The sequence below is a fragment of the Porphyromonas gulae genome, from assembly GCF_000765945.1.
Classification (GTDB): domain Bacteria; phylum Bacteroidota; class Bacteroidia; order Bacteroidales; family Porphyromonadaceae; genus Porphyromonas; species Porphyromonas gulae.
On the sequence record NZ_JRAT01000031.1, the window covers coordinates 16,557 to 32,946 of the forward strand.

The 16,390-nt window shown below is 47.0% G+C and carries 11 protein-coding genes; 8 read left to right on the top strand and 3 right to left on the bottom strand.

Annotated features, from left to right (window positions below):
* The first annotated feature begins 13 nt into the window (after positions 1-13).
* From HQ49_RS10045 to HQ49_RS10080, 8 genes are all read left to right on the top strand, one after another.
* Positions 14-1,261 carry a lipoprotein N-acyltransferase Lnb domain-containing protein gene (locus HQ49_RS10045; protein WP_039419743.1) on the top strand — a complete coding sequence of 416 codons (1,248 nt, stop codon included), beginning with the start codon at positions 14-16 and terminating at the stop codon, positions 1,259-1,261.
* Complete coding sequence (locus HQ49_RS10050) at positions 1,240-2,835, top strand: alkaline phosphatase family protein (RefSeq protein WP_039419744.1); 1,596 nt, start codon at positions 1,240-1,242, stop codon at positions 2,833-2,835. Before HQ49_RS10045 ends, HQ49_RS10050 begins: the two co-directional genes overlap by 22 nt.
* A gap of 112 nt (positions 2,836-2,947) precedes the next feature.
* Positions 2,948-6,271: a preprotein translocase subunit SecA gene (gene secA, locus HQ49_RS10055; protein ID WP_449421066.1), complete on the top strand. Its 3,324-nt coding sequence runs from the start codon at positions 2,948-2,950 to the stop codon at positions 6,269-6,271.
* A 91-nt stretch (positions 6,272-6,362) separates the two neighbouring features.
* Entirely contained in the window at positions 6,363-7,253 is an 891-nt protein-coding gene (locus HQ49_RS10060) for a YicC/YloC family endoribonuclease (protein ID WP_039419746.1), read from the top strand.
* A 32-nt stretch (positions 7,254-7,285) separates the two neighbouring features.
* Positions 7,286-7,852, top strand: a complete 567-nt coding sequence (gmk, locus tag HQ49_RS10065; protein WP_018965016.1) for a guanylate kinase — start codon at positions 7,286-7,288, stop codon at positions 7,850-7,852.
* A gap of 19 nt (positions 7,853-7,871) precedes the next feature.
* Positions 7,872-9,104 carry a nucleoside recognition domain-containing protein gene (locus HQ49_RS10070; RefSeq protein WP_039419747.1) on the top strand — a complete coding sequence of 411 codons (1,233 nt, stop codon included), beginning with the start codon at positions 7,872-7,874 and terminating at the stop codon, positions 9,102-9,104.
* A gap of 35 nt (positions 9,105-9,139) precedes the next feature.
* Positions 9,140-9,595: an rRNA maturation RNase YbeY gene (gene ybeY, locus HQ49_RS10075; RefSeq protein ID WP_039419771.1), complete on the top strand. Its 456-nt coding sequence runs from the start codon at positions 9,140-9,142 to the stop codon at positions 9,593-9,595.
* Between the two features lie 71 nt (positions 9,596-9,666).
* Positions 9,667-10,269 carry an HAD-IB family hydrolase gene (locus tag HQ49_RS10080; protein ID WP_039419748.1) on the top strand — a complete coding sequence of 201 codons (603 nt, stop codon included), beginning with the start codon at positions 9,667-9,669 and terminating at the stop codon, positions 10,267-10,269.
* Between the two features lie 503 nt (positions 10,270-10,772).
* Here the strand turns inward: HQ49_RS10080 and HQ49_RS10085 are convergent.
* The 3 genes from HQ49_RS10085 to HQ49_RS10095 all read right to left on the bottom strand — a co-directional run bounded on the left by HQ49_RS10085 (position 10,773) and on the right by HQ49_RS10095 (position 16,375).
* Positions 10,773-12,983, bottom strand: a complete 2,211-nt coding sequence (locus HQ49_RS10085) for a C25 family peptidase propeptide domain-containing protein (RefSeq protein ID WP_039419749.1) — start codon at positions 12,981-12,983, stop codon at positions 10,773-10,775.
* Positions 12,984-13,241: 258 nt separating this feature from the next.
* Positions 13,242-14,090, bottom strand: coding sequence for a lipoyl synthase (lipA, locus tag HQ49_RS10090; protein ID WP_018965023.1), 849 nt, complete (start codon positions 14,088-14,090; stop codon positions 13,242-13,244).
* 113 nt (positions 14,091-14,203) lie between these two features.
* Entirely contained in the window at positions 14,204-16,375 is a 2,172-nt protein-coding gene (locus HQ49_RS10095) for a S9 family peptidase (RefSeq protein WP_039419750.1), read from the bottom strand.
* Positions 16,376-16,390 lie beyond the last annotated feature (15 nt).

The following is a 16,390-nucleotide window of genomic DNA, read 5'->3' on the forward strand; positions in this document are numbered from 1 at the left end:
TTGGCAATTCACAATGGCAAAAAAATATCTAAGTACACTGAAGGTTTCGGCCGGACTATTCTCCGTCATCTTGACTGTCTTATTGGGTAGCGGACTTCCGGCCAATGCACAGACAGATAGCACGGAGATGAAAGATCAAGGCCTGCAGATGAGCCTCTTGATCTCTTCTCCTTCCACAGAAGCAGTATATACTCGCTACGGTCATGTCGCATTCAGGATTCTCAATCTTGTACAAGGAACGGATATTGCTTACAATTATGGCATGTTCGACTATAACGAACCTAATTTCATGCTTCGATTTGTGCGAGGAGAAACAGATTACTACGTTGAAGCTCTTTATACATCCTATTATGCAGAAGAATACCTTCGGAGCGGAAGAGGAATCGTGGAATTAGTATTGAATCTCACACAGGAAGAGATCGAGAAAGCCGAGCAGTATTTGACATGGAATATTCGCCCCGAAAATAAACGATACCGCTATAATATCTTTTATGACAACTGTGCTACTCGCCTCATCGAGATCATAAAAGAAACTACAGGAGCTACCTTGCAAATCCCTCATGAGGGTGAGGAGAGAAAGTGGAGACAGCTGATCGACGAATGCTGTACCGATGCCCCTTGGGTCAAGTTCGGTATCGATCTGGCTCTCGGAGCGGAAACAGATACTTATGCCAATCCGGAGGAGCAGCTATTCCTACCGAATAGAATGTTGGATCTGCTACCACGTACCACTCTACTCTACCCCAATGGTCGATCAACGCCACTCATCAGGGATACCAAGGAATGGTTTCCGGCTAAGCTGGCCAGTATGGAGCCTGCGGAGGAGGGTTGGCCTACGCCTTTATTGGCTTCTATAGCTTTGCTGATAGTTTCTATTGCAGTAGCTGTTTGGGATGTCCGTCGCAAGGATATATGCTATCTATATGACTCTGTTTTATTAACCATTATGGGACTATCAGGATGTGTTATTTTCATTCTGTCATTTTTCTCAGAACATCCGCATACCAACCCGAATTACAATCTTTTCCTGCTTCATCCCCTTCATCTGCTTATCGGGTTGCCTCTGACTGCGGTACCACGCTTTCACCGAGCAGGCTTTGTCTATCATTTTATTAACTTTGCAGAGCTAAGTTTGATCGGTTTGGCAATATGGTTTCTGCCCCAACAAGTAGTGCTTCCACTCTATGTGTCCGGCATTGCTCTATGGTTGCTTTCCGCTCGCTGGATATTAGTAAATAGATGGAAAAAGAACGTTCGGTGAAACGACTGGTAACGACCCTTTTGGCCGTATTGGCTATAGGGAATGTTACGGTACAGGGGCAATCGGTTCATCCCAAGCTGGTGGTGGTAATTACCATTGACCAATTGAGGGGTGATCTCCTCTCGTTTTGTCGCTCGCAATATGGCACAGGTGGATTCAATCATCTGCTGCAGGATGGACTTGTTTTTAGCAATGTAGATTTCGGGTTCGATGGCGTAGACGAAGCTTCGGCTATTGCAGGTATATATACCGGTACCTATCCCAATCGTCACAGTATTACAGGCAGTACTGTATTCGACAGAGAAAAGAACAGGTCGGTATCCATTTTGGAAGACAAAAACTTCTTAGGCAATTATACATCCGAGCATCTGTCTCCTCTCAAGCTCACTTCCGGCACTATCGGTGACGAACTACGGAGTGCAACGGATGGAAGAAGCAAGGTTTATGCGATAGCACCGAATGCCGTAGCGGCAATCGTGGCCGCAGGTCAGTCAGGAAATGGTGCATTCTGGATCGAAGATCGTAAGGGGATGTGGGCTACGACTACCTACTACAAAGATTTCCCTTGGTACATCGATAAGTTCAACTCCTCGGCGGACTCCCCCTCTTCTAAATTAAGCAATGTCGTATGGACTCCTATGTCCTCGCCCCAATCTTTGCCTGTGGGTGGAGATCCCATTGCTTTCTCTCACAGATTCAGTCATTCCAATATCAGTCTTTTCAAACGATCTGCCCCGATCAATGAAGAAGTCACGACTTTGGCTCTCCGACTGATCGAGTATGGAGGATTGGAACTGGCCAAACAACCCAATCTGCTATCGCTCACTTATTATGCAGGAAGATACCCTGCCAAACATCAGAGTGAGCATCAGGCCGAGATGGTGGACATATACCGTCGCTTGGATGCCCAACTTGCTCGCCTGTTCACGGCTTTGGACAAGAAGATTGGCTTGGCAAACTGCATAATAGCTCTGAGTGGAACAGGCCACTTCGATAGTTCGATCCCGGAGGCAAGCATATTCCCCCATAAGCGCCGTCGCTACTTCAGCCCCAAGCGATGCAAAGCTTTGATCAATATGTATTTGATGGCTCTGCACGGACAGGGACAATGGGTGTTGGATTATGCAGATGGCCGGTTGATTCTGGATAAAAAACTGGCAGAAAAGAAGCAAGTCGATATGCGCCGGCTTCAATCAGAAGTGGCAGAATTTGCCCGACAGATGAGTGGTGTACGACTTGCATTGCCGGCACATGAAATAGGTTCGGGAGCAATTAACGAAGAAGCGAATCGTTTTGTCCGTTCGTTCCGATTGGGGCAATCCGCGGATGTATGTTTGCAATTGCAAGGAGGATGGATAGAAGGAGAAGAGGAGGCATCCCCGAATTCAGGTCAAAAGCAAATACGCTATAATGCCGTAGCAGCTCCTTTTATCTTGGTGATACCCGGCATAAAAGGACAAAGAGTGCAGCGAACTATCTCTTCGACAGAGATAGCTCCCACCTTGGCGTATATCCTCCGCATACGTCCTCCGACAGAGGCTCGTGCCTTGCCATTACCCGAAGTGGCTCTCTGAACATACTATTCGGAAAGAAGAGAAAGGAGTCTTTAGCTCTTAGGCGAATACTCCACACACATCATAACAGCTACAAAAAAATACAATAAGATAAATGGGATTCAACGAATTCATGTCGAAGCTTTTCGGCAACAAATCGCAGCGTGACTTGAAAGAGGTAAAACCTTTTGTGGACAAGATCAAAGCTGCATATGGCGAAATCGAACGGCTGTCAGACGACGATCTTCGCGGACGTACAGCCATCTTGCGCCAAAAGATACAGGACTATGTAAAAGATGAGAGGGCAGAAATCGACAAGCTGAAAGTCGAGGTGGAAGGCAAGGACTTGGACGAACGAGAGGAGATTTGGACAAAAGTAGACAAGCTCGAAAAAGAGATTTTGGACAAAATGGAAGTCGTTTTGGACGAAATTCTCCCCGAGGCATTTGCAATTATCAAGGATACTGCTCGCAGATTCGCCCAAAACGAAACTATTCGAGTTAAAGCCACTGATCTTGATCGTGACCTTGCCATCAATCATGACTTCGTCTCGATCGAGGGAGATACCGCCATCTACCAAAACCACTGGGTAGCAGGAGGCAATGAAATCTTGTGGGACATGATCCACTATGATGTTCAGCTCATCGGTGGTACAGTATTGCACAAAGGGAAAATCGCCGAAATGGCTACCGGTGAAGGAAAGACACTGGTAGCTACCTTACCTGTATTCCTCAATGCTCTCACCGGTAATGGGGTGCATGTGGTGACGGTCAATGACTACCTTTCCAAACGTGACTCGGAATGGATGGGGCCACTGTATATGTTCCATGGTTTGACCGTGGATTGTATAGATAAGCACCAGCCCAATTCGGATGCCCGCCGCAAGGCCTATAATGCAGATATTACATTTGGTACCAATAACGAATTCGGCTTCGACTACTTGCGCGACAATATGGCCACGAGTCCTAAGGATTTGGTACAGCGTAAGCACAACTACGCCATTGTCGATGAGGTCGATTCCGTATTGATCGATGACGCCCGAACGCCGTTGATCATTTCCGGTCCTACTCCCAAAGGTGAAGATCAGTTGTTCGAGGAGTTTTTGCCCAATGTGGAGAAAGTTGTCGAGGCTCAGCGCAAACTTTGTTCACAATTGCTTATCGATGCCAAGAATAAGATGGCATCTGAAGACAAGAAAGAACAGGAAGAGGGTTCTCTGTTACTTTATCGTTCGTTCAAGGGCCTTCCCAAGAATAAACAGTTGATCAAGTATCTGAGCGAACCCGGCATCAAGAGCTCTATGCTGAAGACCGAAGAAGCATACATGGCCGAAAATATGAGGAATATGCATTTGGTCACAGACGAATTGTATTTCATCATAGACGAAAAGCGTAATAGCGTAGAGCTTACCGAGAAGGGTATCGACCTTCTGACATCCCGTACAGATGACCCGAAGTTCTTCGTCTTGCCTGATATTGCAGCTGAGTTATCTGCTTTGGATAATATGGAATCCGATGCAGAAAAACGTCGCGAAGCCAAGGATGAGATCATAGCCAACTATTCTATCAAGAGCGAGCGTGTACATACTGTCAATCAGCTGCTCAAAGCCTATGCTCTCTTCGAGAAGGATGATCAATACGTGGTTATGGACAATAAGGTGCTCATCGTAGACGAGCAGACCGGACGTATCATGGACGGACGCCGCTATTCGGATGGTCTTCATCAGGCTATCGAGGCGAAAGAGCGTGTGAAAGTAGAGGCCGCGACACAGACTTTTGCAACCATTACTCTCCAGAACTACTTCCGCATGTATCATAAGCTGGCAGGGATGACCGGCACAGCTGAGACTGAAGCAGGAGAGCTTTGGGACATCTACAAGCTGGACGTTGTAGTTATTCCGACGAATAAGCCTATCGCCCGTAAGGATATGAATGATCGTATCTATAAGACGGCGCGTGAAAAATATGCGGCGGTCATCGAAGAGATTGTACGCCTTGTCGAAGAGGGCAGACCTGTACTTGTCGGTACGACTTCTGTGGAAATATCTGAATTGTTGAGCCGAATGCTACGCTTGCGTGGTATCCAACACAATGTGCTCAATGCCAAATTGCATCAGAAGGAAGCCGAAATTGTAGCTCAGGCCGGTCAAAAAGGAACTGTTACCATCGCAACGAACATGGCCGGTCGTGGTACCGACATCAAGCTCTCTGCCGAGGTTAAGAAAGCCGGAGGTTTGGCCATCATCGGTACAGAAAGACACGAATCCAGACGAGTGGACAGACAGCTTCGTGGTCGTTCCGGTCGTCAGGGAGACCCCGGTTCGTCCATATTCTATGTTTCGCTTGAGGACCATCTGATGCGTTTGTTCGCCACGGAGAAGATCGCAGCATTGATGGATCGCTTAGGTTTCAAGGAAGGCGAAGTGCTCGAAAACAACATGTTGAGTAAGTCCGTAGAGCGTGCCCAAAAGAAGGTGGAAGAGAACAACTTCGGTATCCGTAAACATCTGCTTGAGTACGATGATGTAATGAATTCGCAACGTGAAGTCATTTATACCCGTCGCCGTCATGCTTTGATGGGAGAGCGAATCGGTATGGATGTACTCAATACCATATACGATGTATGTAAGGCTCTGATTGACAATTATGCAGACGCCAATGATTTCGAAGGCTTTAAGGAAGATCTGATGCGTGCACTTGCGATAGAGTCTCCTATCACGGAAGAAGCATTCAGAGGCAAGAAAGCAGAAGAGCTGACCGATATGCTTTTCGATGAAGCTTACAAGTCTTTCCAACGTAAGATGGACCTGATCGCAGAAGTAGCTTATCCTGTCGTTCATCAGGTGTTCGAGACCCAAGCTGCCGTGTACGAGCGAATTCTAATCCCCATTACGGATGGTAAGCGTGTATATAATGTTGGATGCAATTTGCGTGAAGCAGACGAAACTCAAGGGAAAAGCATCATCAAAGAATTTGAGAAAGCTATCGTACTGCATACTATCGATGAGTCTTGGAAAGAGCATCTGCGTGAGATGGATGAACTTCGCAATTCCGTGCAGAATGCGAGCTACGAAAACAAAGATCCACTACTTATCTATAAGCTCGAATCTTACGAACTGTTCCGCAAAATGGTAGAAGCCATGAATCGTAAGACCGTAGCGATCCTAATGCGTGCTCGGATACCGGTACCGGATGCTCCTTCTCAGGAAGAGCTGGAGCGTAGGCGGCAAATTGAGATCCGACACGCGGCCGAACAGCGTACGGATATGAGCAAGTATCGGACACAGAAAGACGATATAGAAGCCCAGCAGAAAGCACAAAGAGATGCGGCAAGCAGACCTCAGGGCGCAGCTGCTCCCCAGACACCGATAAGAAACGAAAATAAGATCGGGCGGAACGATCCTTGTCCTTGCGGAAGCGGCAAAAAGTTCAAACAGTGCCACGGGCGTAACCTGTAAGATAGATTTATGAGAGAATCACCGACTATATATAGATGATAGTCTGTGATTCTCTTTTTATTTTCTCCCCTAACCGCATATAAAAAAGACTATGATTCTATCTATGACCGGATTCGGCAAGCATACAACTCAATTTGCCGATAAAAAAATAACTGCGACCATCAAGTCGCTCAATAGCAAACAGCTCGATCTGTCAGCGAAGATTTCCAGCCGTTACCGTTATAGAGAACTACCTCTCAGGGCTTTGGTTTCGGCCGACATAGGGCGGGGAAAAGTGGATTTCAGCCTGTTTCTCGAAGAATCCGGCAGTACAGATGTTGTATCTCAGATATTCGATACAGAAAAGATGTCCTCTTATTTCTCCCAACTCAAGGAATTTGGCGAAAAGATGGGAGTGGAAGTACCTGCAGGAGGATGGTTCGAACAGCTGCTTCGGATCCCCGGAGTCATTCGGGTGGATGAAGAAAAAGAGGAAGAAATCCCAGAAGATGAATGGGCTGTCATGATTGAAACTTGTCGGAAAGCTCTTGATCAGCTAATCGAATTCCGCAAACAAGAGGGTGCTATGCTGGAGCAGGTGTTCACGGAGAAAATATCTAATATTTCTTCTTTGCTTTTGCAGATCGAGCAGTATGAACCAGAGAGGATCCAACGAATCAAAGAGCGGATAGAGGAAAACCTGACCAAAATATCAGAGAAGGACTACGACAAGAACCGATTCGAACAAGAGATGATTTATTACATCGAGAAATTGGATGTAAACGAAGAGAAGCATCGCTTGCGGAATCATCTTTCCTATTTTATCCAAACCATGCAAGGCGAACCCGGACAAGGGAAAAAGCTCAGCTTCATTGCACAAGAAATCGGTAGAGAAATCAATACGCTCGGATCCAAAAGCAATCATGTGGAGATGCAGCAAATCGTCGTACAGATGAAAGACGAATTAGAACAGATCAAAGAGCAGGTACTGAACGTATTGTAACCATTCCACTACATATTTAGACAAAATTACCCATGACCAAACTAATCATCATCTCGGCCCCATCCGGAACAGGCAAGAGCACCGTCATCGAACAACTTCTTACGGACAGAGAGCTTAACCTTCATTTCTCTATTTCGGCGACCAGCCGTGCACCCCGAGGAGAAGAGCAGCATGGACGAGAGTATTACTTCTTATCTCCGGAAGAATTCAGACGCAGAATAGAAGCCAATGAATTCGTAGAGTACGAAGAAGTGTACAGAGACAAATACTATGGCACACTCAAAAGCGAGGTGGAGCGTATCCTGAAGGAAGAGAAAAACGTCATTTTCGATGTTGATGTCGTTGGAGCACAGAACATCAAGAAGTATTATGGAGATAGGGCATTGGCCATCTTTATCCTGCCTCCTTCTATAGAAGAGCTGCGTTCTCGTTTGCAAAAACGAGGCACGGACTCAGTGGAAACTATTAAGCAGCGCGTGGACAAGGCCGAGAAAGAAATCGGTTATGCACATCTTTTCGACCTGCGCTTTGTAAATGATGATTTGGCTACCTGTGTAGAGCAGATCAGGAAGGCTATAGCCCAATTCTTGGCCAAATAATAGTTTCTCTTCCTACAAGATGGTTCTTAATTACATATTCGTAGCTTTTTTCCTCGTTTCGCTCATTGTGGCACTCGTTCGATTCATAGTTTTCGGCGATGTGTCCGTATTCGATGAGATGGTGCAGGCTTCTTTCAGCCAGTCGAAGAATGCCTTTGAGATAGCACTTGCACTGACCGGCGTACTCGCTCTGTGGCTCGGTCTGATGAAAATAGCAGAAAGAAGCGGTCTTATTGGCAAGCTGGCACAGGTCAGCTCCCCGATCCTTAGCCGATTGTTCCCTTCCGTACCTAAGAACCATCCCGCGCTGGGCAATATTTTCATGAATATATCGGCCAACCTGTTGGGCCTCGACAATGCTGCTACCCCCCTCGGTATCCGTTCGATGGAGAGTTTGCAAACGATTAATCAGCAAAAAGATAAAGCCAGCGATGCCATGATTATGTTTTTGGCCATCAATGCCAGTGGGCTTACGCTGATACCCTCTTCCATCATGGCCTATCGCCTACAGGCCGGAGCGGCAAATCCGGCCGACATCTTTGTCCCGATACTGATCGCTACGTTTGCTTCCACATTGGTAGCCATCCTTGCCGTAGGGATCAGGCAGCGCATCAATTTCCTCCAAAGACCTCTTCTTCTTTTTCTTCTTTCTTCTCTTCTTTTCATCGGAGGGATAATCTATGCAGGACGTACTCTTCCTCCGGAAACATTCAGCAGCATCAGCACTGCGTTTGCGTCCATTCTTCTGTTTGGAATCATGTGCGGATTCGTCGTCAGCGGACTACGTGCACGCATCAATGTGTACAATGCCTTTATCGAAGGGGCAAAAGATGGTTTCGGTACGGCAGTGACCATCATTCCCTATCTGCTAGCCATGCTGGTCGGCATCGGTATATTCAGAGCTTCCGGGGCCATGGATCTGATAACGGAAGGATTGCGCAAGCTGATAGACTTTTTCGGAGGGGATATGAAGTTTGTGGAAGGAATCCCGACCATGCTGATGAAACCGCTTAGCGGAAGCGGAGCCAGAGGGCTCATGGTCGATGCCATGCAGACGTACGGAGCCGACAGCTTTGTCGGTCGGCTATGCAGTATTGTGCAGGGCTCCAGCGATACCACATTCTACGTGGTAGCCCTCTACTACGGAGCCGTCAAAATACGCAATACGCGTTATACGGTGAGCTACTCCCTTTTGGCCGATTTGGCCGGAGCACTGACAGCCATCGCTGCCACTTATATTTTCTTTGGTTGAGAGTGCGGAAACCGAGCAAAATGATAATCAAGACAATGGCAAAAATCAATTTCTATGCTGAAGGCATCGGCCTCCCTCGGATCAGAAGACGGATCGTCAGTAAGTGGATAGCCGAAGTATGTAGCCAATACGGCAAAGCGGTGGGAGAAATCTCCTATCTCTTCTGTGATGACGAATATATCCTGAAAGCCAATCGAGAATTTCTCGATCACGACTACTACACCGACATCATCACCTTCGATTCCTGCGAAGCGGATACTATCAATGGCGACCTGCTTATCAGTCTCGATACCGTACGCTCAAACGCACGTACTCTTGGCATCCGATACGAAGACGAGTTGCATCGTGTTATAATCCACGGCATACTGCATCTTTGTGGGCTGAAGGATAAGAGCAAAAAGGACGAGGCCCAAATGCGAGCAGCCGAAGAGGAAGCCCTCGTCATGCTGCGAGAGACCATCGGACCGGAGCTTTCCCTATTACATACATAATCCGGACTTCACACTCGCCCCCAAAGAGAAAAAATCTTTCCCGGGAAGCACGCATTATTCGATAAGCCCTTATGCCCGATAGCCCCATAGCCATATTCGATTTCGACGGGACACTGACCCGTTGCGATTCCCTACTTCCCTTTCTACGGCAATCCCAGCCGACTATTCTCTTTTGGATCAGGCTGCCTTTCTATCTCGCCATGTGGATGTGCTACAAACTTCGGCTGGCCTCGGCCGACCGGACAAAAGCGGCCATCCTTGTCACGGTCTTGAAAGGAAAAAAGGATGCAGAATGTCGAGCAATGGGGCAGCGATTCGTAGCTGCGATCGAAAGCCTTCTTCGTCCCGAAGCTCTTCGCTGTTTGGAATGGCATCGCAACGAAGGACATCGGCTAGTGCTACTGACAGCTTCACTTCTGCCTTGTGTGGAGCCGTGGGCCGAAAAGATGGGCTTTCATACCGTCATTGCCACCCTTCCGGAGATAAAATCCGGCATTCTGACAGGTCGATTCGAAGGCAATAACTGCAAGGGAAAGGAGAAAATCCGCAGGTTGGACCGCGCCCTGCCGCACTGGCGGGATGCGATCTCCTACGGCTACGGCGATAGCCCTTCCGACCTCCCCTTGCTCAGTCTCTGCACACATTCCTACTATAGAAACTTCCCTGCCCTATAGCTTGCTGCTACGTCCATTTCGTTTGGAGATTGGCAATGATCAGTATCCCGATGGGTACCGATTTTCTTTTCCACTGCTCGCCCACGAATCGCCATCAAAGTAGAAAAAACCTTCCTACAAGGCTCCACACAAATGGCTGTATTATAACGATTTGCGAATTTCTGTTTTGAGCATAAATTTTGCCGGCCGGCAAAATATTTCTTCTCGGCCGAGAAAAAATCTTTCTCTCACAAACAGGATATATTTCCTTGATAACAGAACCACATCTCTACCTAAAACGAGGCTATGGCACATAATCTCAAGCGTATGGCCCGTGACTCATACGCACCTTGGCATAAGATAAAGGAGCCACATCGTTTTGAGCCGCTATTTACTTCCTTTAGCATACTCTTTTCTCGCCTGCTTTCTCCCCCCTCTTGCGTGTACACCTATAAATCAAATAGGGCTGTACCGAATAGTTTCTTCAGCACAGCCCTATTTATTTTAGGGAATTGCTGTGTGAATTACTTCACAATAACCTTTTCTGTATATGTCTTGCCTTCAGCAGCGATGCGAACGGCATAAACACCATTTTGTGCTTCGAATACCATGCCATTCTTGGCAGCAGCCACACGACGACCGTTCATATCGAAGATCGTCAGCTCAGCAGCAGGGCTTTCAACGGTTATCGTCTTACCCGATACAGCTACAGTATAAGGCTTGTCATTGGCTACGTTGGCAACAGATGTACCTTGTACTTTCACTTCCTTTATCACAGTAACCTTATTGTATCCTACTACGGTCAGGGTCAGTTTCGTTTCGTCAGAGATGTCCTCATCTATTTTGATGATAGCCTTACCATCTTTCACCTTAGCAGTACCAACCATATCGCCATCGTCAGAGAGCGTAGCGATAGCACCATCATAGTCGCAAGCTACTTCGAATGTCTGGGCAGATGGAGAGATGTTGGCCGGAGCTGTAACCTGCATTTCGGTCGGAACAAGCGTACGAACGAGCAGTGAGGGGTCACCGAATACGGTCCAAGTGTCAAGCATATTCTCACCATCCTTCTTGTACTTCTCAACCATAGCAAACATACCGTTCATCGTAACGCCACCGAAAGTACGCTTGATATTAGAGGGATATTGTTCGCACAAGATACTATTCATTTCGTCCTGACCACGCATAGGAGATGCCCAAGACTGGTTGATCGTAGAAGCGATAATAGCAACAGTACCTTTGGGTTTACCATCTTTCTGCGCACGCATAAGGGCTTCAGCAAAACAAGTCTTAAACAAGAAGTTACCATTTACACATGCTACATCAAAGATGAAAGGAAGCTGATTGTAATTGGTCAAATCCTTCATGTGCTGTACTCCAAAATGAGAGGTTACCCAAAATGTATCAGATCCGTGCCCTGTATAGTTGGCCAATGAAATTCCTCCGTTGAAAGCATCAATAATATGCTTGGGCGTCACCCCCGGATCGTAACATTTGATAATCTTGGTATAGCCATACTTGGTAAGCAGATTGGCAATTACATTTTGATGTTGTATGTCACTTTCGCCATTGTCACCTTGACCTCCGGCACCTTCATTCGAAGCAATACAAAGAGCCTGACCGAGCCATTTATCTTCAGTTGTTATATTACGCTCATAGTGAATAGTCCGATCGATTTGTGTCTTCAGATCTTCTTTGCTCTCACAAGAGAAACGACCGATGAAAACCTCGTTGTAGTGGTCATTACCTACAATCTGTCCATATACCTGATCGGATTTGATTCCCGGGAGAATTTTTGCAGGAATATCTTTGTGATCACCAATCAAGAGAACATAGGTCAGATTATTGCCTTCCTTCTGATATTCTTCCTTAACGAACTTCTGAATAGCTTCTGCTGTAATGGGAGTAGCGATTTCTTCTGCGACTTTTACATCAGTCTCCAAACCACGCTGCTCTTTCCACTTAACAAACTCTTCGATGTCATCTTTATATTTTTGAGGTACGATTACGATCATACGACCATTCTCCTTTTCTTCAACGGGAGTATAGCGCGTAGCTTCATAATTCATGAAGACACTCTTATAAATATCTTCGAAACCTGTGAAAGTGCTGTTCTTAACCAAGCTAATCGCATTCTGGCCTGCTTCGGCAGTTTCGCTCACCGCCACAACGATTTCGGTATAGATACGGAGCGTCTTTGTCACAGGGTTATATTGGAGTGGAGCAAAGTTTACTACCTGACCGCGCACATCGCGCAAGATGAAAGGATCGCTAAGCGTAGCGATTTCACCCGGGAAGAACTTGTCTTCGTTATAGCTCTGTCCGTAAACGTAGGGGACTTGATCAGGATTTTCAGCGCGAGAGATAACGCCTTTTGAAGGAGCGATCAGTACATTCTTCTTTTCGATGAATTTGGAAGAAACCACCTCTACCTTCATCGCACGCGTTTCAGAAACAGCGAGCGAACGAGAAAGAATAGGCAGTATGGGCATCCCTTTTTCTGAAATATTGACGCCTTCAGTGAAAGTAGGCACTTGAGCTACTCCTTGGGCTGTCTGAACGTCAGTAAACTGAAGATTGTCCATACGGAATTGAACCTTGGACATAGACCGCTCAGCGGAGAGCAGTCGCACTTGCGGGTTCCGTCCACGCTCTGCAGGCTGTGCAAAGACCATACCTCCCAACAAAGAGGAGAACGCTACGATCGAAACGATCCTGTTAAAATTCTTTTTCATCTGCTTGAGTTAGTTTTATTTTAAAAGAAACAACTTAATGCTATCAATCACAGTCCGATACTTGACCGAAACAGAACTTCTCTGTGTTTACGCGCTTTCAAGGCTATTGAAGCGCAACAGATTACATTAGAAAAGGTCGGCAGCAAATATAGAAAAAATAGTCAGAAACAATATCTTTTCGATAGATTTCTCTCATATCTGCTAAACTCTATATCATTTTTCTATCGAAATGGCATATTTTCGACTTCGCAGAATCCGCTATAAGTGCCGTTCGGCATGGTAAGAACTGCGAACGAGCGGGGCACTCTCTATCGTACGGAAGCCTTTTTCGATACCCACGAGCCGAAGATGCTCGAACTGTTCGGGCGTGATGTATTCCACCACAGGAAGATTCTTTCTCGACGGTTGCAGATACTGTCCTATAGTAATAACTGATACTCCCACTGCAAGAGCATCATCCATCAATTTCAGTATTTCTTCTTCAGTCTCGCCCAAGCCGAGCATCATTCCTGTTTTTGCAGGCATTTTTCCGGACTGAGCTATGTGACGAAGTACGGCAAGGCTTGTATCGTAAGTGGCCACACTGCGTACCGATGGCGTAAGCCGGCGTACCGTCTCCAGATTATGTGAGATGACATCCGGACCGGCCTCGATAATCATATCCACCAAATCCATTTGTCCTTTGAAATCGGGAATCAAGACTTCGAGCGTTACCCCAGGATTGATCCGCCTGATTTCCTGAATAGTCTTAACCCAGTGTGCGGCACCATAATCCGGCAAATCATCGCGGTCAACGCTTGTCACCACTGCATGGTTAAGCCCCATCAGCTTGATACTCAATGCGACGTGGGTAGGTTCTGCTTCATTCAGCGGTTTGGGACGTCCCGTCAAAGTGTTGCAAAATCGACAGGCACGCGTACAAATATCGCCACCGATCATAAAGGTAGCAGTACCCCTACTCCAGCACTCTCCCATATTAGGACATTTGCCGCTCGTACAGATAGTGTGCAGACAATGTCCCTCGACAATGCTTTTGGTCTCGGTAAACTTCTCATTCCCTGCGAGACGAATTTTCAACCATTCGGGTTTCTTGACGTGTTGGGCCATAGTTTTTTCAGCAAAGAGCTATTAGAGATGGATGTCGAATGGAACAAGCCAACAAGGTCATCCCGTTCGCCACATTCGGCACTCATCCCATTACAGCTACTGAGATACTATTATTAAAGATTGTCGAACAAAAACTTTGCCTTGCGAGTAAAGAGATGATAGCGAGTATTCCCTCCGTATATACTATGATTCTTGTCCATATAGATCGCCATGTCGAAGGGGATATTGGCCTGAACCAGTGCCTCTGTAAAAAGCATCGTGTTCTGAAGATGAACATTGTCGTCCGCCGATCCGCTTACGATCAAGAGGTTTCCTTGCAGTTGGCTTGCCACATCAAGAGCAGAAGACTTTTTGTATCCGGAGGCATTCTCCTTGGGCGTACGCATGAAGCGTTCGGTATAAACCGAATCGTAGAAACGCCAATCAGCTACAGGAGCGACGGCTATGCCCGCCTTGAACGTTCCATTTCCTCTACACATACTCATCAGGGTCATATAACCGCCATAGCTCCATCCCCATATACCGATGCGAGTTGCATCCACATAGGGCAGTTGTCCTATAGCAGTGGCCGCTGCTATCTGATCATCACTTTCGAATACCCCAAGCTGCATGTAGGTACACTTGCGCCATTCTTCGCCACGAGCACCGGTACCACGCCCGTCCACACAAGCCACGATATAGCCTTTCGATGCAAGGTAGTGCTCCCAATCGAATGAATAGCGATCCAATACCTGCTGGGAGTTGGGGCCACTATACTGTACCATCAGGACGGGATACCGGCGAGAGGGATCGAAATCAAGAGGTTTCACGATCCAGGCATTCAGTTCAAGTCCCGATTCGGTTTTGATAGTGGTAAACTCCTTCGGGTTGTAACGATAGGCTTTCAGCCGTTCACGGAGAGCAACGTTATCCTCCAGTGTACGCAGCTCTTTGGCACCTTTGCTTCTGAATACCGAAACCACGGTCGGGGTAGCAGCACTGCTATACGTATTTATATAGTATGCATAGTTGCCACTGAAGAGGGCATCATTCGTGCCGATGTTCGGACTGAGCTTCGTTTTCTTACCTTTGGCATCTACGGCATAGACAGCCCGACGGATGGGACTTTCTTCCGCCGACTGGTAGAAGACCGTTCCCGAAGCATCCACTCCATACAGTTTGGTCACATCCCAATTTCCCGAAGTAATTTGGCGACGCATTACCCCCTTGTTATCGTAGAGATAGATATGGGCAAACCCGTCCTTTTCGCTCACATAGGCAAATCCGCCTCCCGCCGTAAACTTCAAGGCTTGGATCCAATCGCTGTCCACATATCGTTTGTTCATATCCTGTAGTATCAGCTTGGCGACAAGACTCTTCGGATGCACATAGTACATTTTGAAGTCGTTCTGCAAACGATTGAGCGTCATGACAGCCAGCTCGTCGGCATTGTCTGTAAAGGCGATTTGGGGAATATATCCATCCGCATCGATCGGCAGGCTTACCAACTTGGTGTTCCTATCCGCCACATTATAGAGGTGCAGGGACACGGTACTATTCTTCTCTCCTGCCTTGGGATACTTATAGGCATAGTCTTCGGGATAAAGTTTGTCCTCATACATAGGCATTCGATATTCGGGTACGGCGGACTCATCGCTGCGCACAAAAGCCAGAAAAGCATTGTCTGCACTCCAGCTCATCAGATTGGTTACACCGAACTCTTCTTCGTACACCCAATCCGTTGCCCCGTTGAGAATAGAATTGATCTGCCCATCGGTAGTAACCTGTACTTCCGTGTCGAAATCGAATTTCTTGATGAAGATATTGTTACCTCTGACGAATGCTACCATCCGACCATCGGGGCTGAATGTAGGGATCATCACTTTGCCCGCATGCTCGCTCAGAGGTTTTACCAAATTGCGGCGAACATCATAGTCGTAGACGGCAGCACAATACGAATGCCGGTAGATACTCTCCATATCCGTAAAGAGCAGAATATGGTGGCCAGTGCTGCTTACCTCGTAGTTCTGTATTTGTTTGAACGGGCATTCGCGCGCTCGTTCGACACTGAAAAGCGTATCTACGGCCTTGCCGGAGGCATAATTGTAGCGGACGATAGCCGTTCGTTCGCGATTCATCTCCGTATAGTGTTCCCCGTCCGGCATGGAGCGTATCCCGCCCCCTGCACTGCGAGCATAAAACATTCCACTCGTTATTTCTTTCAAATCCACGGGTTTGCGTCCCGTCTGAGCCATGGCACACATGGTTACGATGCCAAGTAGCAGAATTATTACCGGTCTTTTCATAAGAAAGCGTATTAT

Coding starts and splice junctions, on each gene's coding strand:
- HQ49_RS10060 (WP_039419746.1), top strand. CDS start 6,363: ATGATTCTATCTATGACCGGATTCGGCAAGCATACAACTCAATTTGCC.
- HQ49_RS10095 (WP_039419750.1), bottom strand. CDS start 16,375: ATGAAAAGACCGGTAATAATTCTGCTACTTGGCATCGTAACCATGTGT.
- ybeY (WP_039419771.1), top strand. CDS start 9,140: ATGGCAAAAATCAATTTCTATGCTGAAGGCATCGGCCTCCCTCGGATC.
- HQ49_RS10070 (WP_039419747.1), top strand. CDS start 7,872: ATGGTTCTTAATTACATATTCGTAGCTTTTTTCCTCGTTTCGCTCATT.
- HQ49_RS10050 (WP_039419744.1), top strand. CDS start 1,240: ATGGAAAAAGAACGTTCGGTGAAACGACTGGTAACGACCCTTTTGGCC.
- HQ49_RS10080 (WP_039419748.1), top strand. CDS start 9,667: ATGCCCGATAGCCCCATAGCCATATTCGATTTCGACGGGACACTGACC.
- secA (WP_449421066.1), top strand. CDS start 2,948: ATGTCGAAGCTTTTCGGCAACAAATCGCAGCGTGACTTGAAAGAGGTA.
- lipA (WP_018965023.1), bottom strand. CDS start 14,090: ATGGCCCAACACGTCAAGAAACCCGAATGGTTGAAAATTCGTCTCGCA.
- gmk (WP_018965016.1), top strand. CDS start 7,286: ATGACCAAACTAATCATCATCTCGGCCCCATCCGGAACAGGCAAGAGC.
- HQ49_RS10045 (WP_039419743.1), top strand. CDS start 14: ATGGCAAAAAAATATCTAAGTACACTGAAGGTTTCGGCCGGACTATTC.
- HQ49_RS10085 (WP_039419749.1), bottom strand. CDS start 12,983: ATGAAAAAGAATTTTAACAGGATCGTTTCGATCGTAGCGTTCTCCTCT.